At 69.0% G+C, this 23,973-nt stretch carries 24 protein-coding genes and 1 pseudogene; 7 read left to right on the top strand and 18 right to left on the bottom strand.

Features of this window, described 5'->3' with window-relative positions; all coding sequences use genetic code 11:
- Positions 1 to 12: 12 nt before the first annotated feature.
- The 4 genes and pseudogenes from ACZ5UM_RS13275 (at position 13) to ACZ5UM_RS13260 (ending at position 4,710) form a co-directional block, all read left to right on the top strand.
- Positions 13 to 2,289, top strand: coding sequence for a DEAD/DEAH box helicase (locus tag ACZ5UM_RS13275; RefSeq protein WP_464844775.1), 2,277 nt, complete (start codon positions 13 to 15; stop codon positions 2,287 to 2,289).
- Between the two features lie 156 nt (positions 2,290 to 2,445).
- Positions 2,446 to 2,622, top strand: a pseudogene (locus ACZ5UM_RS13270) (SelT/SelW/SelH family protein); the annotation flags it as partial.
- A gap of 18 nt (positions 2,623 to 2,640) precedes the next feature.
- Positions 2,641 to 3,927: a ribonuclease H-like domain-containing protein gene (locus ACZ5UM_RS13265; protein WP_464844774.1), complete on the top strand. Its 1,287-nt coding sequence runs from the start codon at positions 2,641 to 2,643 to the stop codon at positions 3,925 to 3,927.
- 42 nt (positions 3,928 to 3,969) lie between these two features.
- Positions 3,970 to 4,710 (top strand): polysaccharide deacetylase family protein, encoded by a 741-nt coding sequence (locus tag ACZ5UM_RS13260; protein WP_464844773.1) that lies wholly within the window; start codon positions 3,970 to 3,972, stop codon positions 4,708 to 4,710.
- A gap of 2 nt (positions 4,711 to 4,712) precedes the next feature.
- On the opposite strand, the gene ACZ5UM_RS13255 is transcribed toward ACZ5UM_RS13260, so the two are convergent.
- From ACZ5UM_RS13255 to ACZ5UM_RS13215, 9 genes are all read right to left on the bottom strand, one after another.
- Entirely contained in the window at positions 4,713 to 5,054 is a 342-nt protein-coding gene (locus ACZ5UM_RS13255) for a hypothetical protein (RefSeq protein ID WP_464844771.1), read from the bottom strand.
- Positions 5,055 to 5,178: 124 nt separating this feature from the next.
- Positions 5,179 to 6,294 (bottom strand): radical SAM protein, encoded by a 1,116-nt coding sequence (locus ACZ5UM_RS13250; RefSeq protein ID WP_464844769.1) that lies wholly within the window; start codon positions 6,292 to 6,294, stop codon positions 5,179 to 5,181.
- A gap of 169 nt (positions 6,295 to 6,463) precedes the next feature.
- Positions 6,464 to 7,183 carry an ABC transporter ATP-binding protein gene (locus tag ACZ5UM_RS13245; RefSeq protein WP_464844768.1) on the bottom strand — a complete coding sequence of 240 codons (720 nt, stop codon included), beginning with the start codon at positions 7,181 to 7,183 and terminating at the stop codon, positions 6,464 to 6,466.
- Positions 7,183 to 7,950: an ABC transporter ATP-binding protein gene (locus ACZ5UM_RS13240; RefSeq protein ID WP_464844767.1), complete on the bottom strand. Its 768-nt coding sequence runs from the start codon at positions 7,948 to 7,950 to the stop codon at positions 7,183 to 7,185. Before ACZ5UM_RS13240 ends, ACZ5UM_RS13245 begins: the two co-directional genes overlap by 1 nt.
- Positions 7,937 to 8,926 (bottom strand): branched-chain amino acid ABC transporter permease, encoded by a 990-nt coding sequence (locus tag ACZ5UM_RS13235; protein ID WP_464844765.1) that lies wholly within the window; start codon positions 8,924 to 8,926, stop codon positions 7,937 to 7,939. The genes ACZ5UM_RS13240 and ACZ5UM_RS13235 overlap by 14 nt, the downstream gene beginning before the upstream one ends.
- Positions 8,927 to 8,939: 13 nt before the next feature.
- Positions 8,940 to 9,830 carry a branched-chain amino acid ABC transporter permease gene (locus tag ACZ5UM_RS13230; protein WP_464844764.1) on the bottom strand — a complete coding sequence of 297 codons (891 nt, stop codon included), beginning with the start codon at positions 9,828 to 9,830 and terminating at the stop codon, positions 8,940 to 8,942.
- 71 nt (positions 9,831 to 9,901) lie between these two features.
- The gene (locus ACZ5UM_RS13225; protein ID WP_464844763.1) at positions 9,902 to 11,053 is read right to left on the bottom strand and encodes an ABC transporter substrate-binding protein; all 1,152 of its coding nucleotides are present in this window, start codon (positions 11,051 to 11,053) and stop codon (positions 9,902 to 9,904) included.
- Positions 11,054 to 11,288: 235 nt separating this feature from the next.
- Positions 11,289 to 12,143, bottom strand: a complete 855-nt coding sequence (speE, locus tag ACZ5UM_RS13220) for a polyamine aminopropyltransferase (protein WP_464844762.1) — start codon at positions 12,141 to 12,143, stop codon at positions 11,289 to 11,291.
- Positions 12,144 to 12,296: 153 nt separating this feature from the next.
- Positions 12,297 to 12,806, bottom strand: a complete 510-nt coding sequence (locus tag ACZ5UM_RS13215) for a MogA/MoaB family molybdenum cofactor biosynthesis protein (protein ID WP_464844760.1) — start codon at positions 12,804 to 12,806, stop codon at positions 12,297 to 12,299.
- Positions 12,807 to 12,911: 105 nt separating this feature from the next.
- Between ACZ5UM_RS13215 and ACZ5UM_RS13210 the strand changes: the two genes are divergently transcribed.
- Entirely contained in the window at positions 12,912 to 13,271 is a 360-nt protein-coding gene (locus ACZ5UM_RS13210) for a hypothetical protein (RefSeq protein ID WP_464844759.1), read from the top strand.
- A gap of 16 nt (positions 13,272 to 13,287) precedes the next feature.
- Here the strand turns inward: ACZ5UM_RS13210 and pepT are convergent, their stop codons facing one another.
- From pepT to ACZ5UM_RS13195, 3 genes are all read right to left on the bottom strand, one after another.
- Positions 13,288 to 14,538 carry a peptidase T gene (gene pepT / locus ACZ5UM_RS13205; protein WP_464844758.1) on the bottom strand — a complete coding sequence of 417 codons (1,251 nt, stop codon included), beginning with the start codon at positions 14,536 to 14,538 and terminating at the stop codon, positions 13,288 to 13,290.
- Between the two features lie 121 nt (positions 14,539 to 14,659).
- Positions 14,660 to 15,616: a YkvA family protein gene (locus ACZ5UM_RS13200; RefSeq protein WP_464844757.1), complete on the bottom strand. Its 957-nt coding sequence runs from the start codon at positions 15,614 to 15,616 to the stop codon at positions 14,660 to 14,662.
- Between the two features lies 1 nt (position 15,617).
- A complete protein-coding gene (locus tag ACZ5UM_RS13195) occupies positions 15,618 to 15,887 on the bottom strand; it encodes a hypothetical protein (protein WP_464844756.1) in 270 nt (89 codons plus the stop codon).
- Between the two features lie 111 nt (positions 15,888 to 15,998).
- Here ACZ5UM_RS13195 and ACZ5UM_RS13190 point away from each other — a divergent pair, with 111 nt between their 5' ends.
- Together ACZ5UM_RS13190 and ACZ5UM_RS13185 are read left to right on the top strand one after the other, a co-directional pair.
- Positions 15,999 to 16,787: an RNA methyltransferase gene (locus ACZ5UM_RS13190; protein ID WP_464844755.1), complete on the top strand. Its 789-nt coding sequence runs from the start codon at positions 15,999 to 16,001 to the stop codon at positions 16,785 to 16,787.
- Positions 16,788 to 16,885: 98 nt separating this feature from the next.
- On the top strand, positions 16,886 to 17,203 hold the full coding sequence (locus tag ACZ5UM_RS13185; protein ID WP_464844753.1) for a hypothetical protein: 318 nt from the start codon (positions 16,886 to 16,888) through the stop codon (positions 17,201 to 17,203).
- Between the two features lie 110 nt (positions 17,204 to 17,313).
- Here the strand turns inward: ACZ5UM_RS13185 and ACZ5UM_RS13180 are convergent, their stop codons facing one another.
- The 6 genes from ACZ5UM_RS13180 to ACZ5UM_RS13155 all read right to left on the bottom strand — a co-directional run bounded on the left by ACZ5UM_RS13180 (position 17,314) and on the right by ACZ5UM_RS13155 (position 23,946).
- A complete protein-coding gene (locus ACZ5UM_RS13180) occupies positions 17,314 to 18,456 on the bottom strand; it encodes a PRK06851 family protein (protein WP_464844752.1) in 1,143 nt (380 codons plus the stop codon).
- A gap of 110 nt (positions 18,457 to 18,566) precedes the next feature.
- A complete protein-coding gene (locus ACZ5UM_RS13175) occupies positions 18,567 to 19,556 on the bottom strand; it encodes a siderophore ABC transporter substrate-binding protein (protein ID WP_464844750.1) in 990 nt (329 codons plus the stop codon).
- 52 nt (positions 19,557 to 19,608) lie between these two features.
- Positions 19,609 to 20,388, bottom strand: coding sequence for an iron ABC transporter ATP-binding protein (locus ACZ5UM_RS13170; protein WP_464844749.1), 780 nt, complete (start codon positions 20,386 to 20,388; stop codon positions 19,609 to 19,611).
- A complete protein-coding gene (locus tag ACZ5UM_RS13165; RefSeq protein WP_464844747.1) occupies positions 20,382 to 21,341 on the bottom strand; it encodes an iron chelate uptake ABC transporter family permease subunit in 960 nt (319 codons plus the stop codon). Before ACZ5UM_RS13165 ends, ACZ5UM_RS13170 begins: the two co-directional genes overlap by 7 nt.
- Positions 21,331 to 22,299 carry an ABC transporter permease gene (locus ACZ5UM_RS13160; protein WP_464844745.1) on the bottom strand — a complete coding sequence of 323 codons (969 nt, stop codon included), beginning with the start codon at positions 22,297 to 22,299 and terminating at the stop codon, positions 21,331 to 21,333. The genes ACZ5UM_RS13165 and ACZ5UM_RS13160 overlap by 11 nt, the downstream gene beginning before the upstream one ends.
- A 126-nt stretch (positions 22,300 to 22,425) precedes the next feature.
- Positions 22,426 to 23,946 carry a helix-turn-helix domain-containing protein gene (locus tag ACZ5UM_RS13155; protein WP_464844743.1) on the bottom strand — a complete coding sequence of 507 codons (1,521 nt, stop codon included), beginning with the start codon at positions 23,944 to 23,946 and terminating at the stop codon, positions 22,426 to 22,428.
- Positions 23,947 to 23,973: the final 27 nt, after the last annotated feature.

Genomic DNA, 23,973 nt, shown 5'->3' with positions numbered 1-23,973 from the left:
GAGGTCATCTGCATGAATCTGGAACAGCTTCTTGACCAGCTCCGCAGCGATCCTGCCATCGGGCCGAACATCGTCCACTGGCAGACGCTGCCGCCAACGCCGGCCCGTTACGCCGACTGGCCGGCGGCGCTCGACCCGCGCCTCGTCGCCGTCCTGAAGGAGCGGGGAATCCACCGGCTGTACACGCACCAGGCGGAGGCCATCGAGGCGGCGCTGGCCGGCCAGAACACGGTGGTGGTCACGCCGACCGCCTCGGGCAAGTCCATGTGCTATAACCTGCCCGTGCTGCACACGATTCTGCACGAGCCCGCGGCCCGGGCGCTCTACCTTTTCCCCACCAAGGCCCTGGCCCAGGACCAGGTGGCCGAGGTGAAATCGCTGGCGGACCGGCTCGGCGCGGAGATCAAGTCCTACGTTTACGACGGCGACACGCCGCCCCAGGTGCGCCAGGTCTGCCGCCAGGCGGGCCACATCGTCATCACCAACCCCGACATGCTCCACACCGGGGTGCTGCCGCACCACACCAAGTGGGTGAAACTCTTCGAGAACCTGCGCTACGTCGTCATCGATGAGCTGCACCAGTACCGCGGCGTCTTCGGCTCCCACCTGGCCAACCTGCTGCGCCGCCTGCGCCGCATCTGTGATTTCTACGGCAGCCGCCCCGTCTTCCTCTGTTCCTCCGCCACCATCGCCAACCCGAAGGAACTGGCCGAGCGGCTCATCGAGCAGCCGGTCCGGCTCATCGACCGGAACGGCGCGCCCCGCGGCGAGAAGCACTTCGTCTTCCTCAACCCGCCCGTGGTGGGCCGCGACGGCGTCCGGGAGCCGGTCGTGAAGGCCTCGGCCCGGGTGGCGGGCAAGCTGCTGCAGAACGACATCCAGACCATCGTCTTCGCCCGCAGCCGGAACAACGTGGAGGTGCTCACCACGTACCTGAAGGAGCGGGTCGGGCCGAACAAGTCCCACCGGGTGATGGGCTACCGCGGCGGCTACCGGCCCCTGGAGCGCCGGCAGATCGAGGCCGGCCTCCGGGAGGGGAAGATCCTCGGCGTCGTCTCCACCAACGCCCTGGAGCTGGGCATCGACATCGGGCAGCTGGAGGCCTGTGTGATGACCGGCTACCCCGGCACGGTGGCGTCGGCCTGGCAGCAGGCGGGGCGGGCCGGGCGGCGGGCCTCCACGTCGCTGACGGTGCTGGTGGGCTCGGCCTCTCCCCTGGATCAGTACATCCTGGAGCACCCGGAGTTCTTCTTCGAGCGCGCGCCGGAGCAGGCCCTCATCAACCCCGACAACCTGCTGATCCTGGTCAGCCACCTGAAATGCGCCGCCTTCGAGCTGCCCTTCGTCGAAGGCGAGCGGTTCGGCGTGGACACCACCGGCGAGATCCTGGACTACCTGGAAGAGGAGGGCATCCTCCGCAAGGTCGGCGGAAAGTACCACTGGTCTGCGGAGAACTTCCCGGCCGAGAGTATCAGCCTGCGCAGCGTCGATGCGGAGAACGTCGTCATCATCGACCAGACCGAGCCCGGCAGGACCCGCGTCCTGGGGGAGATCGACCAGCTGGGCGCCATGACGATGGTCCACACCAACGCGATCTACCTGCACCAGGCGGAGCAGTACCACGTGGACAAGCTGGACTGGGACGAGAAGAAGGCCTACGTCCACAAGGTGGACGTGGAGTACTACACCGACGCCAACCTGGCCGTCACCCTGAAGCCGCTGGACGTGCTGAAGGAAAAGGAGGAGCTGGGGCTCCGCGTCCGCTTCGGCGAGGTGATGACGGCCGCCAAGGCCACCATCTTCAAGAAGATCCGGCTGCACACCCACGAGAATCTGGGCTGGGGCGAGATCCACCTGCCCGAGTACCAGATGCACACCGCGGCCTACTGGCTCTCGCTGCCCGAACCGATGTGCGAGGGCTTCACCCAGGACGAACTGCAGTCGGCGCTCGCGGGCCTGGGCCACCTGCTCCGGGGGCTGGCGCCGCTGTTCCTGATGTGCGACCCGGCCGACCTGCGGTCGGTGGTGCAGGTGCGCTCTCCCTTCGAGGAGGCGCCGACCATCTACCTCTACGATGCCTACCCGGCCGGGATCGGCCTGGGCGAGAAATGCTACGACCTGCACAGCGACCTGCTGGCCACGGCCTACGAGCGGGTGCGGGCCTGCGGCTGCGAGGTGGGCTGCCCCGGCTGCGTGGGCCCTGCAGCGGAGACCGGGAACCTCACCGGGGCCAAGGCTGGGGTCATCAAGATCCTGGAACGGGCCCTGGCGCACCGGAACCTGCAGTAGCCGAGCACACGTCGGTCCGGACCCGGCAGCGCACGGCCGGAGGAAAGCCCGAGCCGCGGGCGTCCACGATGCGGCAACCTGCACAGGAGGCGGCTTCCCATGACAGTGGAACGAGTAACCATCGAGTACTGTACGAAGTGACGCTTTGACGAGCGGGCCGCCAGGCTGGCGGCCGAGCTGCAGGCCGCGTTTCCGGCGGCCGCGGTCGAGCTCATCCCGTCCTCCGGCGGCGTGTTCGAGGTGGCCGCCGACGGCAGGCTTCTGTTCTCGAAGAAGCAGCTGCGCCGGTTCCCGGAACCGGGCGAGGTGCAGCAGTTGATCCGGTCACAGTAACACGGGAGGGAATGCAGCGTGAACCTGCGGGAGCGGCTGCGCCTGTTGAAGGCCGCCGGAGCCGCCCGGGCCGCCCGGGAGCAGGCGGCTGCCCCTGCCGCGCCGGCGGTGGCGCCGCCGCCCGCCGCGCCGCAGCCGGCGTCGCTGTGCGAGGGGCTGGAAGGGGAGCTGGTGGCCACGGAAGCCGGTCCCGCCTTCCGCCTGGAGCACCGCTACCCCCTCGCCTGGCGGCGCGGGCCGCTGCCCCTGGGGTGGGCGCTCCGGCTCCCCGCCGGAGTGTGGTCGCTGGTGGGAAGCGTGCCGCCGGCCTTCGACCCGCGCAGGGCGGTCTTCATCGACACCGAGACCACCGGGCTCGCCGGCGGCACCGGCACCTACGCCTTCCTGGTGGGGCTGGGCTTCTACGAGGGCGACGAGTTCGTCGTGCGGCAGTACTTCCTGCGGGACTACCCCGAGGAGGACGCCATGCTGACCGCCATCGCGACCGACCTGGCGCCGTTTGCGTACCTGGTCTCCTTCAACGGCAAGTCCTTTGACTGGCCGCTGCTGGAGACCCGGTTCCGCATGGCCCGGCGCCGGCCGCCGATGAGCGGCGCACCGCACCTGGACCTGCTCCACCCGGCCCGCCGGATCTGGCGCGCCCGGCTCGGCGGGTGCAGCCTGCAGGATCTGGAGCGGGCGATCCTGGGCGTCGTGCGGAAGGGCGACGTGCCGGGCTCCCGGATCCCCGCCCTGTACTTCGACTATCTGCGCTCCGGGGACGCCGCTCCGCTGGTCCAGGTGGTGGAGCACAACCGGCTGGACATCCTCTCGCTGGCCGTTCTGGCCGGCTGGATGGGCCAGATGGTGGCGGATCCGCTGGGCCCCACGCCGGACGGCGAACTGCTCTGCGGCGACGACCTCTTTCAGCTCGGCCGCCTCTTCGAAGACCGGGGGCGGCTGGGCGAGGCGCTCACCTGCTACGAGGGGGCGCGCCAGCGGGGCGTCTCCGCCGTCACCGAGACGGCCCTCTTCCGCCGCCTTTCCTTCGCCTACAAGCGGGCCCGCGCCCACCCGCAGGCCGTGGCCATCTGGGAGCAGATGATCGCCGGCGGCGGCCTCGCCCTCTTCCCCTACATCGAGCTGGCGAAGTACCACGAGCACGTCACCCGCCGCTACGACCTGGCAGAGAGCCTGACCGTGAGGGCGCTGGCGGTGGTCGAACGGCGCCGCAGCCTGGGCGGGGCGGGTGCGCAGCGCGAGTACCTGGAGGTGCAGCACCGGCTCCGGCGGCTTCGCCGCAAGTTGGGCAGCCAGTCCTCATAACGCAGAGCCCCCCGGACATACTCTTGTCCGGGGGGTTGTACCATGCTGTTGATCGACCGGGCATGGCTGGTGCGCAGAGGCGCCGTCGTGGCGTCGCTCTGCCTCGCGCTGTTTACCATCTCGCTGCTGCGGAGCGCTGCACTTCAACCGGCGTCGGCCACCCCGTGGCAGGCCGGCCGCCCGCTCACCCGGGCCGATTCTCCCGACGACCGGGTGGCCCTCACCTTCGATGTCACGTGGCAGAAGGAGGAGCTCAGCAAGATCCTGGACATCCTCGATCAGGCCGGGGTCAAGGCCACCTTCTTCGTGGGCGGCACGTTCCTGCAGCTGTACCCCGACATGGTGAAGGAGATCGCCCGCCGGGGCCACGAGGTGGGTACGCTCGGCCAGCAGATCCGCGACCTGTCGGGCCTGCCGGAGACCGAGATCATCTCCAATCTGCTGGGCAGCCAGTCGGCACTGGCGAAGATCCTGGGCGGGCCCGTGCGCTACTTCCGGCCGCCCAACGGCCGGGCCACGCCCGAGGTGCTGCACGCCGCAAACCAGGCCCGGCTGGTCACGGTTACCTACGCCCTGGACAGCCAGGATCACCTGGGCCTCCCGGCCGACCAGATCGTCCGCCGGGTGGTGCGGAAGGCCCAGCGGGGCGACATCATCCGGCTCACCGCCTCCGATTTCGCCCCTCAGACCGCGGAGGCCCTGCCCCGCATCCTCGAGGGGCTCCGGCGCCGGGGTTTCAAGCCGGTGCGGGTCTCGGACCTGGTGCCGCTGGACGACGGGTAGGCTCACTCCCGCTCGTCGGCCGGGGGCAGCATCTCCTCCTCCACGCCGATCGTGCGGCCCTCCACGTCGATGAAATCGCCGCGGTCGCCGGTGCGCCGGGGCTGCGGCCGCCGGCCGATGCTTCCCCCGAACCGGATGGTGCGGCCGAAGGCGTGCTCCTCCACGTGAATGCGGTCCCGGAACCAGGGCAGGCGCGCCAGCACCGGCGCGGCGAAGAAGGCGACCGCGCCCAGGCCCAGCACGGCCAGGACCGCCGCCAGGAGGAAGCCCAGCACCGGGAGCACGATGGTGACGAGCACGAAGATGCCGAGGGCCACAGCGATGACGGCTGGCAGCGTCCGCATCCCCATCCCCCTTCCTGGCGGGCTCGCACGAGGCGACCCTGCCATACTCAACATTCACCGTACACAAGACCGCGCCCTTCCGCAAGGGGCGCGGTCGCAGTGTGTCCGGGAAGGACCTCACGCATCAGCACAAGCCGGGCTGGTACGAGCAGCTGGGATCCTGCGCCAGGGGGAGGCCGTACACCTCGTACGCCCGGGCGCGGCAGCCGCCGCAGACCATCCGGTAGCCGCACTCGCCGCACTTCCCGCCGAGCAGGTCGCGGTCCCGCAGCTGCTGAAGCAGGGGGGCGGATTCCCAGATCGTCTGGAAGCTCTGCTGCAAGACGTTTCCGACGGAGAGGGGCAGGTGCCGGCAGGGCTGGACCTGGCCGTCGCAGGTGATGAAACACCCGTGGGTGCCCGCCGAACAGCCCTCGCCGGCCGTGGTGCGCGTCATCTCCCGCTGCCGCCGGACGGCCGCAGGACCGCCCTGCTCCCGCAGCACGCGCTGGTACTGGGGGGCGCAGGTGGCCTGGACCGCCGTCGTCGTCCGCTCGAAGCTCGCGAACAGCCAGCCCAGCAGCGCCTCCATCTCCTCCGGTGTCAGCTGCTCCTGCTTCGCCAGCCGCACGCCGCAGCCCGCGGGCATGAACGCGCAGAGATGGACGCCGGCCGCCCCCCGCTCCTCCGCCAGCCGGACCATGGCGGGAATCTGCTCCTTGTCGTGCGCGCCGACGGTGAACTTCAGGTACACCGGCAGGCCGGCTTCCTTGAGGTTTTCAATGCCCCGCCACGCCTGGTCCCACGCGCCAGGGATGCCCCGGAACTCGTCGTGGGTCTCCGCCGTCGCGCCGTCCAGCGCGACGGCCACGGCGACCACGCCGCTCTCCTTGAGGCGCCGGGCCGCCTCCGGCGTCACCAGGGTGGCGTTGGTCTCCAGCACGACCAGGGCCCCGCGCCGGTGCGCGTGCGCGGCGATGGTCCACAGGTCGGGCCGCACCAGCGGCTCACCCCCGCTGAAGATAAAGGTTGGCCTGCAGCAGCCCGCGATGTCGTCGATGATGCGGAGGATCTGCTCGGTGGAAAGATCGCTTCCGGTGAGCGCGGGATAGCTCACCTTCCGGCAGTGCCGGCATGCCAGGTTGCAGTCCTGCGTCAGCTCCCAGACGATGTGGCGCGGCATCGCGCCGGACTGCGGTTTCTCCTCGACCGCCAGCGGTGCCGTGCGGACATACGGGCCTTCACACCAGGCTCCTGTCATGCGGGCATCCCCCCAAACTGCCTATACAAACATTTTAATGTATGTACGGATGATCCGTACTCGCAAACGGTATCGTGTTTGCATAGGAAGAAGGGGCTATTGACGCCCCGGACGCCCCGCGGAGCCGGCCGTGACCGGCATCACGGCGGCTCCGGCACCCGGCCCGCGATCACGCCTGCAAGGGCTGGCCGCCGCCCAGGTAGGCCGCCCGCACCGCCGGATGGTTCTGCAGCTCCCGCGCCTGCCCGTGGAGCACCACCCGGCCCGTCTCCAGCACATAGGCCCGGTGGGCGATGGAGAGCGCCATGGCGGCGTTCTGCTCCACCAGCAGGATCGTCGTGCCGGCCTGGTTCAGCTCCGCGATGATCCCGAAGATCTCCTGCACCAGGCGGGGCGACAGGCCCATGGAGGGCTCGTCGAGCAGCAGCAGCCTGGGCCGGAGCATGAGGGCGCGCCCCAGGGCCAGCATCTGCTGCTCGCCGCCGGAGAGCGTGGCCGCCGACTGGCGCCTCCGCTCACGGAGCCGCGGGAACCGCTCGAAGACCGCCTCCAGGTCCTCCCGGAACCGCCTCGGATCGGCGATGTAGGCCCCGAGCTCCAGGTTCTCCTGCACCGTCATCTCCGTGAAAATCTTCCGGCCCTCCGGCACATGGCCGATGCCCAGGGCGACGATCCTGTGCGCGGGCGTGCGGGTGATCTCCTGCCCCCGGAACAGGATCCTGCCCGACCGGGCGCGCACCAGCCCCGAGATCGCCCGCAGCGTGGTGGACTTCCCCGCGCCGTTGGCGCCGATGAGGGTGACGATCTCCCCCTCCGCGACGTCCAGGGAGACGCCGTGCAGGGCCTCGATGTCCCCGTAGGCGACCCGCAGATCCTGAACCTGCAGCATCACACCACCCCCTTGCCCAGGTAGGCTTCCAGCACCCGGGGGTGCTGCTGAATCTCGGCCGGCGCGCCCCGGGCGATGACCTCGCCGAAGTCCAGGACCACCAGCCGCTGGCAGAGGTTCATCACCAGCCCCATCTGGTGTTCGATGAGGAGGACGGTGAGCCCGAAGTCCGCCGCCACGCCCCGGATCAACTCGACCAGGGCGTCCACCTCCGCGGGGTTCATGCCTGCGGCGGGCTCATCCAGCAGCAGCACCTTCGGATGCGTGGCCAGGGCCCGGGCGATCTCCAGCCGCCGCTGGGCGCCGTACGGCAGCGACCCGGCCTGATCCTGCACCCGGTCGGCCAGGTTCATCCGGACCAGCAGGGCCAGCGCTTCCTCCCGCATCTCCCGCTCCCGCCGCCCGAACCGCGGCGTGCGGAAGAGGGCATCCGCCAGGCGGTAGCCGCAGCGGGGGTGCATGGCCGTCAGCACGTTGTCCAGCACCGACATCTCCCGGAACAGCCGGATGTTCTGGAAGGTGCGCGCGATGCCCAGCTGGTTGATGCGGTACGGCGGAAGGCCGTTCAGCACCCGGCCCTCCAGCACGACCTCGCCCTCGGTGGGCGGGAACACCCCGGTGATGACGTTGAAGACCGTGGTCTTCCCGGCTCCGTTGGGGCCGATCAGCCCCACCACCTCACCCCGCTCCAGAGCCAGATCGAGGCCGCTCAGGGCCCGCAGGCCGCCGAAGTGGCGGGAGACCCGCCGGCACTCAAGCAGCGCCATGTCCCGCACCTCCCCGCGAAGCGGCTGCCCGGAACAGCCGGTCCAGGCTGAACTCCCGGCCGCCCATAATTCCCCGGGGCCGGGCGATCATCACCGCGATCAGGATCAGGGCGTAGACGACGCCCCGCAGGTCCAGGAACTGCTGGCCCAGCACGTCGCGCAGCCCCTCCAGCAGGAAGACCCAGCCCACCGCGGTGACCACGGTGCCGGTAAGCGAGCCCAGCCCGCCCAGCACCACCACCAGCAGCACGTCAAACGACTTCAGGAAGTCGAAGCTGCTGGGGTGCAGGAAGCTGTACAGGTGGGCGTAGAGCCCGCCGGCCAGCCCGGCCATGGCACAGCCCAGCACGAAAACCAGTGTCTTGAAGTGCGTCGTGTGAATGCCCATGATGTCGGCGGCCACCTCGTCCTCCCGCACGGCGATGCAGCTCCGTCCGTGGCTGGAGGTGATGAGGTTGCGTGCCGCCAGGATGCTCAGCACGGCCAGCCAGAAGACCCAGTGGAAGGTGGTGAGGCGCGGGATGCCGGCCATTCCCCTCGCGCCGCCCAGCACCGGAGAGAGCTTGTCCGCGTTGTCGAGCACGACCTTCACGATGATGCCGAAGCCCAGCGTCGCGATGCCCAGGTAGTCGGAGCGCAGCCGCAGGATCGGCAGGCCGATGGCGAGGGCCACGAGTCCGGCCGCAGCCGCGCCCGCGGCCAGCGCCAGGGCGAACGTAAGCGGCGTTCCCCCCAGCGTGCGGGTGATGTACGCCGCCACGTAGGCGCCCAGCCCGTAGAAGCCCGCGTGGCCCAGGGAGAACTGGCCGGCGAAGCCGTAGATCAGGCTCAGCCCCACCGCCTGAATCGCCGTGATCAGGGCAAGGTCCATGATCTGGCCCCAGTAGATCCCGATGACGCCCGCCTGCCTCAGCAGGGCCAGCGCCAGGTAGAGCAGCGTCACCGCGGCGGCGGGGATCAGCGTCTGTTTCCGCATCGGTGCCACCTCCCTATACCTTTTCCGGGGCGGTCCTGCCCAGCAGGCCGGTGGGCCGGAAGAGCAGGACCAGGATCAGCAGCGCGAAGGCGATGGCGTCCCGGAAGTCGGTGGTGAGGTAGGCGGCGGTGAGCACCTCGACCTGCCCCATGACCAGCGCGCCCAGCAGCGCACCGGGAATGGACCCGATGCCGCCGAGGACCGCGGCGGTGAACGCCTTCAGGCCGGGCATGATGCCCATGAACGGGTGAATCTGCGGGTACGCCATGGCGAAGAGGGCGCCGGCTGCCGCCGCGAGGGCTGAGCCCAGCGCGAAGGTGAAGCCGATGATGCGGTCGACATCGATGCCCATCAGCCGGGCAGCGTCCATGTCCAGCGAGACCGCCCGCATGGCCTTCCCGGTCTTCGTGCGGTACACCACCACCTGGAGCAAGGCCACCAGCACCAGCACGGTGACCAGGACCAGGACCTGCACGTTGCTCACGCCGACGCCGGCGATCTCCCAGCGCCGCTCCGGCAGAACCCGGGGCACGTTGCGGTAGTCGGAGCCGAAGACGAAACCGAGACTCGTGAAGTACTCGATGAACAGGGACACGCCGATGGCGGTGATGAGCGCCGCGATGCGGGGCGCCCCCTTGGCCCGCAGCGGCCGGTAGGCCAGCCGCTCGATGCCCATGCCCAGCAGCGCGCAGACGAGCATGGCCACCAGGATGGCGACGGGCCAGGGCAGCCCCCAGGACGTGAATCCGAAGTAGGCGACGAACGCGCCGACCATGAACACGTCGCCATGCGCGAAGTTGATCAGCTTGATGATGCCGTAGACCATCGTGTACCCGACCGCGATGAGCGCGTAGACGAAGCCCAGCTGCAGTCCGTTCAGCGTCTGTTCCAAAAGGTGTTCCATCTGCTCGCCCCGTTCTCCTGAAACGCATCCAGGGCCAGCCCGCTCAGACTGGCCCTGGTCCTCTGCGAAGCCTAGTCCACGTTGGTGATGTACTTGTAGCTCCCGTCCGCCTGCACCTGCAGCAGCACCGCGGACTTGATCGGGTTGCCCCACTCGTCGAAGGCCAGCTGTCCGCCCACGGCGGGGAAGTTCTGCGTGGACTGCAGGGCGGCACGGATGGCCTCGCCGTCGGTGCTGCCCGCACGCTCGATGGCGCCCAGGAGCAGCTTGGCCGCATCGTAGCCCAGCGCAGCGAAGGAGTCAGGCTTCTCCCCGTAGCGCTCCTGGAACTTGGTGGCGAAGTTCTGCACGGCCTCACGCTGGTCCTGATCGGAGTAATGGGCGGTGAAGTACCCGCCGGCCAGCGTCTCGAAGTCGAGGTCGGGCGAGTCCCACCCGTCGCCGCCGAGCATGGGCACGTCGATGCCCTTGTCCTGCGCCGCCTTGGCGATCAGCGAGACCCGGCCGTAGTAGTCCGGCAGGTAGAGCACGTCAGGATTGAGCGCGGCGACGTTGGTCATGATGGCCGAGAAGTCGGTGTCGTCGGTGCTGTACGACTGCCAGGCGATGACCTCGCCGCCGCCCGCCTCAAAGGTCTCGCGGAACGCCTCGGCCAGGCCGATGGTGTAGTCGTTGCCCTTATCGTAGAACACCGCGGCCCGCTTCACGCCCAGCTGCTCCACGGCGAAGTTCGCAGCCGCCTGCCCCTGGAACGGGTCGATGAAGCAGGCCCGGAACACGAACGGCTTGCGCGTGCCGTCGTCGTTCACAGTCACCTTGGGCGCCGTGGCCGTGGCCGTGATCATGGGGATCTTGTAGGTGTCGGTGAGCGCGCTCACCGCGATGGCCGGGCCGGAAGTCACCGGGCCGATGATGGCCGCCACGCCGTCCTGCGTCATCATCTTGGTGGCCAGGTTGACCGCCTCGGTTGCGTCGCTGCGGTCGTCACCGGCGATGAGCTCCACGGTCAGGTCACCGACCTTGTAGCCCGCCTCCTCCAACGCCAGTTCCACACCCCGCTTCGCCGACTCGCCGTAGGTCTTGTTGGCACCCGACAGGGGGCCGATCCAGCCGATCTTCACCTTCCTGCTGCCGCCCCCGGAACCGCCGGAAGGGGCACCACCACCGCAAGCCGCAAGCGCAAACAGAGACACCGCCAGGAAACCCGCCAGAATCCGTTTCACGTGTGCTGCCCCTCCTTCTGCTTACGTCGGGTGGTCGATTGTTAATGTTCCTTACATTTCGCCACCCTGACTGTTGGGTATTGAGGAACCCATATTCTCCGGTGGAAGGCGAATTCCTTTCGGCTGGTACAAAAGAATTGCGGTAAAGCATGGGCCGCGCGCTCTTGGCCGCGCGAAAAGCGGTACGCCGCCCGCATCCGCGGGGCGTACCGCCTCAGGTAAGACGATGTTGCGGTCAGCGGCTCTCCCGGGTCCCGGCCGCCTCGAGCAGCTCGGCGATCACCGGCGGCAGCTGGAAGGCCGCGCGGTGAATGGCCGGCGTATACCACCGGGTCGGCCAGGGAGGCGTGCGGAGCCCCTCCCGCAGCGGGTTGTGCTGCTTGGAGCCCAGCATGAAGCAGTGCAGTCCGCTGGGGTACGTGGGGACCACCGCCAGGTAGGGCATGGTGATCGGGAAGATCGTGGAGACCACGCCGTACACATCGCGGATGAGCGCCTTGTGGAAGAACGGCGAGAGCACCTGGGCCACAAACAGCCCGTCTGCCTTCAGGGCGCGGAAGACGTTCTCATAGAACGCCCGGTTGAACAGCCCCGTCGCGGGCCCCACCGGGTCCGACGAATCCACGATGATGACGTCGTACTCGTCGGCGCGGTCGGCGACCCAGGCCAGGCCGTCGCCCACCACCAGGTTGACCTTGGGGTGATCCATGCCGCAGGCGGTCTCGGGCAGGTACTTCCTGCACGCCTCGATGACCGCCCGGTCGATCTCCACCATGTCCACCTTCTGCACCGAATCGTGCCGGCAGACCTCGCGCGCGGTGCCGCCGTCGCCGCCCCCGATGATCAGGACGCGCTCGGGGTTCGGGTGCGTGAACAGCGGGACGTGCGCGATCATCTCGTGGTAGATGAACTCATCGCCGACGGTCGTCTGGACCGCGTCGTCCAGCACCAGGGCGCGGCCGAAGTCTTCCATCTCGACCAGGCGCATCATCTGGTACGGTGTCTGCTCCTCGTGGAGCACCTCCTTCACCCGCCACCGGGTCTGGTAACTGGGGGTCTGCTCCTCGATCAGCCAATCTCCACGGTTCATTCCCATCCTCCTCGTGTGCCACCAACCAGCGGGTTGGCTCCCGTTTCGGCTGCTGTGATTCATGCACTCATATATTGTACCGAAACGAATCAACCCTGTCACGTTCTCCACCAACCCGCACAGACAGGCAAGGTTGGCGGCGCGAACCTGCGCTCAACGTTTGCGGATGTGGCTGATGAGGTGGCGGATCTCCGGCACGATCAGCCGCTCCGCAGCCAGCCGCACCGCACCCCGGGAGCCCGGCACGCAGAAGAGCATCACACGGCCCAGGGCGCCCGCGGCCGCCCGGGACATGACGGCGGCCGAGCCGATCTCCTCATAAGAGAGCATGCGGAACAGTTCGCCGAAGCCCTCCAGCTCCTTGGTGAAGAGCGGGCGGCAGGCCTCGATGGTGACGTCGCGCGGCGTCATGCCCGTACCGCCGTTCACGACGATGAAATCCACCCGCTCGGCAAACTGCAGGACGGTCCGCCGGATGGCTTCCGTTTCGTCCGGCACCAGTGCGTATGCCTCCACGCGGTGACCGGCGCCTGTCAGCAGCTCCCGCAGCAGCTTGCCCGACTCGTCCGTCTCCTCGGTGCGCGTGTCGCTCACGGTGAGGATGCCGGCGGAGAGCTGGGCGACCTCTCTGGCCGCGGCCTCCTTGTGGTCATGAACGCCCACAGCCGTCAACTCCTTCACGTCGGCGGGGCTTTTCCCGTCCGACTTCTTTTGCTAAAGTGATAATGTCAACCTGTTTATCTGCAAACGCACGGGAGGTATGCGCCGATGGCATCGCTTGTCCGCCAGGCCCTGGACCTCGCCCGTTTCACGGGATCGAGCCCGAAAGGGCTCTACTGGGCCTTCCGCCATCCGAACCCCAATGCTCCGCCCCAGACCTATCACCTCTGCCGCCGCTCCGGCAACGGTTGGAAACTTCTCCTGGCAGCCAGCGCGGCCACCGGCGAGGTCCTCTCCTTCTACGTGGAGACGCAGGAGGACCAGCAGGCGGTGGCGGATGCCCTGCGCTGGCTGGGCATCCGGGGCGAGATCGCGCCCGGCGAACCGCCGGTGCTGCGGCTGGCCGCCGGGCAGGAGCTGCCGTCCACGCTGGTCGGCGGGGAGAAGCCCAGAAAGCGGGGCGCCTGAGGCGGGCTCGGGGTCCCTACGCGCCCTCCTGCGCCCAGCGCCGCACCAGGTGGAGCCCCACCTCCACGGCCTTCTCCATCCACTGGGCCGACGCCCACTCCGTGCGGCTGTGGTAGTTCATGCCGCCGGTGAAAAGGTTCGGGCACGGCAGCCCCATCTCCGTCAGCACGGCGCCGTCCGTGCCGCCGCGGATCGGCTTGAGCACCGGCTCCAGGCCCGCGTCCCGCACGGCCCGCAGGGCCAGTTCCAGCACACGGGGGTCCCTGGCGACCCCCGTCTTCATGTTCCGGTAGCCGCCGGTCTGCTTGAGGGCGGTGCGGGCCCCGGGGTACCGCTGCTCCAGTCCGGCCAGCAGCCCCTCCACGATGGCCTGCTTGTGTGCCAGCCCCTCATCGGTGAAGTCGCGCAGCAGGAGCTTCAGCGTGACCTCCTCCACGGACCCGCTGATGCTGTTCACGTGGATGAAGCCCTCATACCCCTGGGTGGTCTCGGGGCGCATCGTCGGCGGAATGGCCATGCAGAACTCCGCGGCCAGGCTGACCGCGTTGATCATGAGGCCCCTGGCCGTGCCGGTATGCGCGTTCCGCCCGCCGATGGTGATCTCCAGGTTCCGGGCGTTGAAGTTCTCGCTCTCCACCTCGCCCAGCGCGCTGCCGTCGAACGTGTAGGCGGCCGTGGCGTTGAACGCGGCCACGTCGAAGCGGCGCACGCCCTTGCCGGTCTCCTCGTCGGGGGTAAAGCCGATGCGGATCGGCCCGCGGGGGAGGTCCGGATCCCGGATGAGCCGGCTGACGATCTCCATGATGATCGCCACCCCGGCCTTGTCGTCCGCGCCCAACAGCGTGGAGCCGTCCGAGGTGATGATGTCGTGGCCGATGCAGCGTGCAAGCGCCGGGTGGTCTTCCGGCCGGATCACCGGCCCCGCGGGCAGGCGGATCTCACCGCCGTCGTAATTCCGGTGCACCAGCGGCTTCACGCCCCGGCCGGGCGTGCCCGGGTACGTGTCGAAGTGGGCCAGGAACCCGATGGCGGGCGCCCCCGGCCGGTTGCCGGGCAGCGTCGCGGTGACGATGGCGTGCTCGTCAACCTTCACGTCCGAGAGCCCCAGCGCCTTCAGCTCCCGCTCCAGCAGCCGGGCCATGTCCCACTGCTCCGGGGTGCTGGGCACCCCCTCCCCGTCGCCTGACGGCGAGTCCACCTGAACGTACCGCAGGAACTTCGCAACCACACCTTCGCTCAGCAGCTGACCCTGGTCTGGAAGATCCATTGCGGAAGCCTCCTTCAGTATCGCGTCTCGTTCATGATTCGCCTTCGTGACCGTTCCATCCCTGCCTGCAGGGGTGCCGGCCTGCGCCCCCGCTGCCGGGAGTCCGGCCGGGGTGCGGGGGTTAGGCCGGCTGTTCGAGCACCTTCCTGAGCGCCTTCAGCACGCGGTTGGGCAGCACCCGGGTGATGAGGTTCGTCCCCTCACGGACCAGCGCCAGCACATCGCCCTCGCCCGGCCACGCCTCCTGCACGACCTCGCGGGGCACGACCTTGGCGATCTGCTCGACCGCCAGCAGCGCGAGCCCCAGGTCGTCGATCTCACCGATCAGCGGAATCGGATCGGGGATCAGGTCGATGGGCGAGACGAAGTACGCGACGGTGGCGCCGGCGATGATCTTGGCCGGGGCCGGCACCCGGGGATCGCGGGCGAGCCGGACCAGCATCACGAAGAAATCGGGCACCGCCAGGAGCCACGGGATGAGCGGCTGGGCCCACTGGGGGGCCTTGGCGGCCGCATACCGCCGCACCTGTTCGCGCAGCTTCTGGTAGAAGCCCTGGTGTTCGGGGATCGACTGCTCCTCATCGCTGGCGACCGGCACCAGCGCCCCGGGCGGGAGGGCCCCCAGCCCGGTGGTGTCGATAGGGAAAGCCATCACGTCGGCCAGCTCCACCACGATTCCGTCCCGGTCCACGTGCAGGCCCTTCAGGCGGAAGCTGACCGGCACGTGCTCCAGTACTTCGCCGAGGTCCAGCCGGTACACGCCGTCCCGGTACTCCCCGGGCAGCGCCTCGAAGGCCTTCTGCAGGGCCTTCTCCTTGACGAAGGCGGGCAGGAGCCCCAGGTTCGTCCAGCTTACCCCCAGCTTTACCAGGCTGCCCGCGGCGGCGAGCACGCTGAACCGCAGGTCGACCGGCACCGCCATCCGCACGGCGTCGACCGGCACCTTCAGCCGCACCAGAATGGCGCCGCTCTCCAGCTCCACCCGCAGGTCCTGAACGGCCCCGGCGGCGAATCCCGCGAGGGCCTCCTCCACGTCGGTCACGCTCAGCGTCAGAGTCACCCCAGTGGCCCGCAGCACGTCAATCCCTCCACTCCCCCAGGCCGTCTCTGGTCGTCAGTGCCCAGGAGGTCCGCTCACCCGCGCCGTCCCGCCACTGCACCTTCCAGGCCCACCATCCCCGGCCCGTGTCCCGGAAGGGGCTGCCCCGCCTCACCCGGGTGAGCTGCACCACCTCGCCGCCGCGGCGGCGCACCTCGTCGGCCAGCAGCTCCCGGTCCCTCCGGGTGCGGATGGTGGTGACGACCAGGATGGCGGTCAGGGCCAGCAGAATTACGACCAGGTAGTTCATTATGCGTCACTCCAGACTGTTAGATTCGCCCGCGCCGACAATGGTTCGGCAGGCCAGGGAGCGCCGTCCAGCGAAATGGGCAATGAAAAGGCTCGACAGGGAGAGAGGAACGTGCACACGCAGCCTTCGCCGCTGAACGGGGTCGCGCTGGTGCTCTACCAGCCGCAGGACGTGGTCAATGTGGCGGCCATCATCCGGGTCATGTCCAACTTCGGCCTCTCCGACCTGCGGCTCGTGGAGCCCGCCGCCTTCGATCCCTACCGCATCGCCGGCATCGCCCATCACACCGAGCCGCTGATCCAGCGCACCCGCCGGTTCCCCACGCTGGAGGCCGCCCTCGCCGACTGCGGCCTGACGCTGGGGACCACCGGAAGGCCCCGGGAGACCGAGCGGCGGGTGTACGCTCCCCGCGAGGCGGCGCCGGAGGTGCTGGAGCGCGCCCGCGCCCAGCGGGTCGCCATCCTCTTCGGTCCGGAGCAGGACGGGCTCCCCAACGCGGCCCTGGACCGGTGCCACGGGGTCATCACGATCCCGACGCACCCCTTCAACCGTTCCCTGAACCTGGCGCAGGCCGCCCTGGTGATCGCCTACGAGCTGTGGATGGCCGCTGTGCAGTTGGACGCTCCCGGACCCGCCGCCCCCGTCACGGCCGGGTCGGCCGGCCAGCCCGCCCCGGCCGGCCCGGCTGTCCCGCTGGCCACCGGGGCGGAGCGGGAGGCGCTGTTCGGCGCCATCGACGGGCTGCTGCAGTCCCTCTACCCCGGCAGCAGCGGTGCCCGCCGCGCACAGGCGGCCGCCCGCCTGCGCGCCCTGCTCATGCGCGCCCAGCCCACGGGCGAGGAGGCGCGGGCCCTCACCAACCTGCTGCGCCACGCGGCCCGGGCCGGCAGGCGCTCCTAGAACATGTTCCCGCTCCGCCCCCGGTCCCCCTGCCTGCCGGGGGGAGGCATGTGCGGGCCCGGGATGGACATACCCTCCTACCAGGGGAGGGTTCTTGCATGTCCACGCTTTCAGTCAGGGTGAGGAACCCGTTCGTGCTGAGGGGATCGCTGGAGGTCGTGCTGGAAGTGGCCCGCATGGACCTGGCCAACGCCGAGATCGAGCAGATCCGGGGCCTGCTGCTCTCGATCCCCAACTCCGTGCGCCCCACGGAGCTGGAGATCCCCCTGCCCGGCGCCCGCGCCGCCCTCCTGGCGGTCCGCTACTTCAACCAGTCCCGCACCCGGCACTGGCTGCGGGAGGAGATGGTAAGCGCCCTCATGGACCTGGAGCGGGCCCTGGAACGCCACCTGCGGGACACGGCCGAAGGGGTGTGACGGCCGGCGCAGGCGCATGCGGCCATGACCCCGGCGGGCCCGGGCACGCGCGGACATACCCTCCCGGCATGAGGAGGGTATGTCCGCACGCATATCGGCCGGGGGCCGGGCTACTGCTCCCGTTGCGCGAGCAGCGCCAGAATCCGCTCCAGGGTCTGTTTCCGCACCCGCTCCATGCCCTCGAAGTCCATGTGGGGAACGTAGCAGCGCTCCAGCTCGTCGTGCCAGGCCTTGGCCTGCCCCAGGAGGTACATCTCCCGCTGGACGGCCGCCTTGTAGGCCGCCTCCGCGCCGGCGGCCGCCTCCGCGTAGGCCGACAGCCTGCCCCGGTCCAGGAAATCTCCGGTGTCGATCACCTGGTCGCCGGGCTGCGGGGCGTATTCGTGGGGCCAGAACGAGGTGATCACCCCCGTGCTCCGGGCCCGCAGGCGCAGGTGGTCGACCCGCTCGGGGTACATGGTGCAGTGGAAGACGTCCAGGTCGACGCCCCGGGCCACCGCGGCGTCGGCCACCCGCTCCGCGATCGTCTTCTTCCCGGTGCCCGGCGGCCCCGTGAGGATGACACGCCGCTGCAGGCCGTCGAACAGCGAACCGAGGAACGTGCGCGCCCCGGCGTACGTGATGGCGGAGGCGAAGAGCCGCCGTGCTCGCCCGAGACGGGCGGGGGGCGCTGCGCCCCCCTCGCCGCCGTCCGCGGGCCCCGCCGCGAGCACCTGCGCGATGAGGGCCTCGGCGGCAGCGTAGACCCGCGTCCGGTCCAGGCACTCCCGGTGGTAGGCCGACCACTCCTCCAGCCAGGCCAGTGCGGCCCGGCGGGCGTCGGCCGCCCGCTGGAACCAGAGCTTGTAGCCCCGGGTCAGGCGGATGATCTCCGCCTTCACAGCGGGCGAGCGCAGCGCCGCCTCGTTCCAGAACTGCCCCAGGTTGATGATCTCCTCCACGGCGCCGGGGAACTGGGGGTCCATCACGTGCGGGGCGGTACCGTCCATCACTGCCGCATCGGCAGCGGGGACGTAGATGGCGTCGATGCCGTCGTTGTCCGCGGAGCAGTGGAAGTACTCCACGTCGTATCCGCGGGACACCAGGTCCGCGGCGATGCGCCGCATGAACGTGGACTTGCCGGTGCCCGGACCGCCCTTCAGGATGAACACCTTGTCGGCGTCGGCCGGCGCGATCTGGTCGTACCGGGAGTAGAACCCCCGCGGGGTGTTGGCCCCGGCGAAGTAGTGAGTCACGGAGCCCGGCTGCGTCATGGTCTCCACACTCCTCTCAGCCACAGGCTGATTCGTAACGGCCTAGCCTATGCGGAAAATGCGACCGCCAGACCTGCCGCTGCAGATCTGGCGGTTGGTTTTCCGCGCCGCTACCGGACGGCCGCTGCGACCTCCTCGATCATCTGGGAGACCGAGACGAGCCCGCCGCCGGAGAGGTACCAGTAGTTGGGGTCGAGGTAGATGATCCTCCCGTTCTGGGCGGCGTTGGTCTGCCGGATCAGGTCGTTGTCCAGCGTGTCCTTGGCCGACTGGCCGCCGCCGGAGACGACCGCAGCCCGGTCGATGACGAAGATGTAGTCGGGGTTCTTCTCCTTCACGTACTCAAAGGAGACCTGCTGGCCGTGCGTGCTCACCTCGATGGTCGGGTCGGCGGCGGGAAAGCCCAGCACGTCGTGGATCAGGGCGTAGCGGGAACCCGGGCCGTAGGCGCTGATGGACTTGTCGTTGGACAGCAGGATCAGCGCCTTCTCGCTGCCGCCGGCGACCTTGGCGCGGACCGCGGCGATCTGGTCTTCGATCTTCTTCAGCTCGGCCGCCACCTGCTCCTCCTTCTGGAAGATGGCGCCGATGCGCTCCATGTTCTGCTTGAAGGACTCCATGTACTGGCTCGTGTCCACGGCCAGGTAGATGGTGGGCGCCAGCTCCGACAGCGCCTCGTAGTGGGTGGAGGTACGGGCCGAGATGATGATCAGGTCGGGGTCGAGGGCGCTCAGGGCCTCGAAGTCGGGCTCCTGGAGCGTGCCGACGTTGGTGTACCGGCTGTGGGTGTACTGGCTGAGATAAGGAGGAACGTTCCCCTGGGGCAGGCCCGCGACTTCGACGCCCAACAGGTCCAGCGTGTCCAGGATGCCGAAGTCGAAGACGACGACCTTCTCGGGGTTCACCGGAACGGGGGTCTCACCCAGCTGGTGGGTGATCAAGATCGTGTCCTGGGTCTCGGGGCGCGGCTCGGCCGTCTGGACGGGGCTGGTGCTGCCGCCGGCGCTGCCGTTGGCATCCGTGCTTGCGACGCCGGCGCACCCGGCCACAGCAAGGGTCAGGGCGAGCAGCGTGCTGACCAGGGAAACCGTGCGCTTCATCAGAGACCACCTCATGCGTTGTTGTAGGGATTTCGGTTCTGCGTTCTGGTGCCTAGAGCCCCGCGGCCTGCTCCCCGGTGAAGTAGATGCACACCCGGCAGCCGCCCACGGTCTCGATGGGGATCTCCATCTCGTAGATCTCGCCCAGCACGTCGGAACGGATCAGTTCGTCGGGCGTGCCCGCGGCCGCCACCCGGCCGTCCTTCAGGGCGACGATCTGGTCGGAGTACGCCGAGGCGAAGTTGACGTCGTGCAGCACCAGCACGACCGTCTTGCCCAGGTCGTCCGCCATCCCGCGCATGATGCGCATGATCTGCACCGCGTGCTTCATGTCCAGGTTGTTCAGGGGCTCATCCAGCAGGACGTACTCCGTGTCCTGCGCGAGCACCATGGCGATGAACGCCCGCTGCCGCTGGCCGCCGCTCAGCTGATCCAGGTACTTGCCGGCGATGTCGTGAAGCTCCAGGTAATTCAGCGCTTCGTCGACGATCTCCCGGTCCTCCCGGGTCAGCCGCCCGTGGCTGTACGGGAACCGGCCGAACTCCACCAGCTCGCGCACCGTCAGCCGGATGTTCAGGTGGTGGGTCTGCTTCAGGATCGCCAGCCGGCGGGCCAGCTCGTCGGAGCGCCACTGGCCGATCTCCCGCCCGTCGATCAGGATCTGCCCGCTGTCCTTGGGCAGCAGCCGCGACATCAGCGAAAGCAGGGTGCTCTTGCCCGCGCCGTTGGGGCCGATGAGCGTGGTCACCTGGCCCTTGGCGATGTCCAGCGAGACGTCCCGGAGAACCTGCTTGGGCCCGAAGGACTTGGAAACGCCACGCACCTTTACCATGCCGTTCTCTCCTTCAATACCAGGTAGAGGAAATAGATGCCGCCGATGAAGTTCACGATCACGCTGACCGGTGTGGTGTAGACGAACACCCGCTCCATGATGAGCTGGGCGCCGACCAGAAACACCACGCTCACCGAAACCGCCGCGGCGATCAGCGGGCCGCGCCGGTAGGTGTCGAGCATGTGGTAGCTCACGTTGGCCACCAGCAGCCCCAGGAAGGTGATCGGGCCTACCAGCGCCGTGGATGCCGCCACCAGGACGGCCACCAGCACCAGCATCCGCCTGATCACGGGCCCGTAGTCCACGCCGAGGTTGACGGCGTGATCGCGGCCCAGCGCGATGGCGTCCAGCGTGCGCACGTACCGCAGACCGTAGAGCATCGCCGGGATCATCAGCCCGCCGCCCAGGAAGAGCAGGTTCGTGTTGACCCGGCTCACGCTGGCAAACAGGCGGGCCTGCAGGCCGCTGTACTCGTTGGGGTCGATGAGCACCTGCAGGAAGGTCGTGAGGCTCCCAAACAGCGTGCCCATCACGATCCCCATCAGCAGCAGGAAGTGGAGGTTGGTGCCATCTTTGCGGAACAGCACCTGGTAGAGCAGGAGGGCAAAGCCGATCATCAGCGTCACGGTGATGAGGAAGTTGATCTGCTGGTCGACGAACTGCAGCGTCGTGGACCCCCAGAAGAAGACCATGATGGTCTGGAACAGCTGGTACACCGAGTCCATGCCGATGATCGACGGGGTCAGGATCCGATTGTTGGTGATGGTCTGGAAGACCACCGTGGAGTAGGCGATGGCCGCGCCGGTGAGCGCGATGGCCAGCACCTTGTGGGTCCGGAGCCGGAGGATGTAGGCGATGTTGCCCCGCAGCGGGACGAACAGGTAGAGGCAGACCACCGTCAGCGCCAGCAGGAAGAGAATGCCGAGGATGATGAGGTTCCGCTTATGCTTCACTGGCTCGCTGTCCCTTCCATAGCAAGTAGAGGAACATCCCGCTGCCGATGACCCCCACCGTCAGCCCGATCGGCACCTCGTACGGGTAGATGAGCAGCCTTCCCACGATGTCGCAGGCCAGCAGGAAGACCGCCCCCACCAGAGCCGTGAGCGGCAGGTTGCGCCGCAGGTGGTCGCCCTGGAAGATGGAGACGAGATTGGGGATGATCAGGCCCAGGAAGGGCAGCATCCCTACGGTGAGAATGACCAGCGCGGACACCAGGGAGACGAGGGCCAGGCCGATGTTGACCACCTGCCGGTAGTTCACCCCGAGGTTGGTGGCGAAGTCCTCCCCCATGCCGGCGATGGTGAACCGGTTGGCGTAGACGTAGGCGGCGATCACCGCCGGCACGGCCAGGTAGAGGAGCTCGTACCGCCCCTTGATCACCAGGGCAAAGTTCCCCTGGAGCCACGTGGTGACGGCCTGGAGCAGGTCGTACCGGTACGCGAAGAACGTCGTGACGGAGCTCACAATACTGCCGAACATCAGGCCCACCAGCGGGATGAAGACGGCGTCCTTCAGCTTCACCCGCTCGAGGATCGTCATGAAGACGTACGTGCCGAGCAGGGCGAAGACCAGGGCGAGGAGCATCTTCTGCATCATCGTGGCCGACCCGAAGAGAATCATCGCCACGAGGATGCCCAGCCGGGCCGAGTCGTCGGTCCCCGCGGTGGTGGGCGACACGAACTTGTTGCGGGAGAGCTGCTGCATGATCAGCCCCGAAACGCCCATGCCGACCCCGGCGAGGATGATTGCCACCGTACGGGGCACCCGGCTGGTCCAGAGGACCATCCACTGGTCGTCGGTCAGCGTGAAGAGCTGAAGGAGGCTGAGCTCCGACACGCCGATGAACAGCGAGGCGATGACGAGCACGACGAGCAATACGGTGAGCAGCGGAATCAGCAGCGATCGCTTCACGGTGTACCCACATCCATCCCGGCTTCGTCCCCTTGCGTGATAGCGAGAATCATTCTCACCGACCCGATGATACCCCATCCCGGCCGGCGGTGAAATGGACCTTCCTGAAAACGACATGGAACTTTCTCATCCCCACGTATCCCCGGCGAGGGCCGGCTCCAGAAGCAGCAGCGTCAGCTGTTCGGCCAGCTCTTCGTAGGCCGACGCATCGTCCTTCCCGGACCACGGGACGGCGAGGCACCTGACCTCCTCCGGCCCCTCCGTCGCGGCGGCCGCGCGGCTCCCCCGCACGGCCTCCGCCCACGCGGCCGCCAGGCCGCTCCGGTCCCCCTCCTCCACCAGGAAGAGGGCCGTGGCGCTCCCATAACCGGTCACTTCTGCCAGCGAGCGCGCGTGAACCTCGCTGAGGCCGCGCACCCCCGCGGCGGGCGTGAACCCGGCCGCGATGTAGAGCAGGTCGCCGAGGCCCGGATGGCGGGAGCCCAGCACCCGGTAGCCGTGAGGAGACACCCCCACCACCACGAACGGCCGGCCCGGGAACCGGTTGTGCACCAGGGACTTCAGGTGGCACAGCCTGCGCTCCATGAGGGTCACCCAGTGGTCCGCCACGGTCTCCAGGCCGAGCGCCTGCCCCAGCGCGCGCACCCCCCGGCTCCAGGAGGTTCCCGGAAGACCGCCGTCCTCGCCTTCCGGGCCCGCAGCGCCGCCCCGGGGGACCGCGCACTGCACGGGCCGGCCGGGTTCATCCGCAGGCGCCGAGAGCCCGAAAATCGCGAGGTCGCCGGCCGGCGCGTCCAGGCGCGGACGGCCCTGCACCTGCCGGACGAAGGCGCTGGGCGCGAGCCCCAGCTCCCGCTTGAACACCCGGCTGAAGTAGAACTCGTCGGCGTAGCCCACCGCGTGGGCTACTTCGGCCACTGACCGGAAGTCGCCGGCCAGGAGCCGCAGGGCTCTGCGCAGCCGCAGCGCCGACAGGTACTTGTGCGGCGTCAGGCCCGTGAGCAGCCGGAACGCCTGGTAGAACCGGTGCGGGCTGACACCCGACGTCCGGGCGATCACCTCGATGCTGTATTCCCGCTCACAGTGGGCGGTCATCTGCCTGCGCACCTGCTCGGCGTAGCTGAGCAGCGAGCCCGGCCCGCGCCGCTGCTGGGCGCCGCTCAGATAGGCGGCCATCAGCTCGTACAGGTGTGCCTGGGCGCGGAAGAACCGGATGAGGGCAGCCGGGCCCGATTCCCGGGCGGACGCGGAACCGGGGGCCCCGTTTGCGCCGGCGGCGGCCAGCGCCTGCAGGGCCAGCTCGACCCCGGGCACGCGCACGGGAACCGGCGGGACCGACCGCGCCAGGCCGCCAGTCCGCCCCTCGCCCTTCGCCTGGAAGTGAAGCAGGCGCACCTCTGCCGCGTGATCGCCGAGGCTGGTGACCCACACCTGCTCGGCCGGGCAGAGCAGCAGCACTTCACCCGGCCCGAGCCTGCAGTTCCACCGGCCGCGCACGCCGTCACCCACCGCCAGCAGGCTGCCGGTCTCGCACCACAGGAACCGGCCGCTCTGGGCCGACGGCACCTCAACCGTGCGCCGTGCACCCAGCGCCAGCCGCTGCTCGCCCAGGTAGCGCAGGCCGGGGGGCCCGAGGGCATCCGCCACCCCGCATCTCCCCTCATCGGGTAAACG

This window comes from Symbiobacterium ostreiconchae, assembly GCF_055396975.1.
The sequence above is the reverse complement of the archived record's forward strand: the minus strand, read 5'-3'. Positions and strand labels throughout refer to the sequence as shown.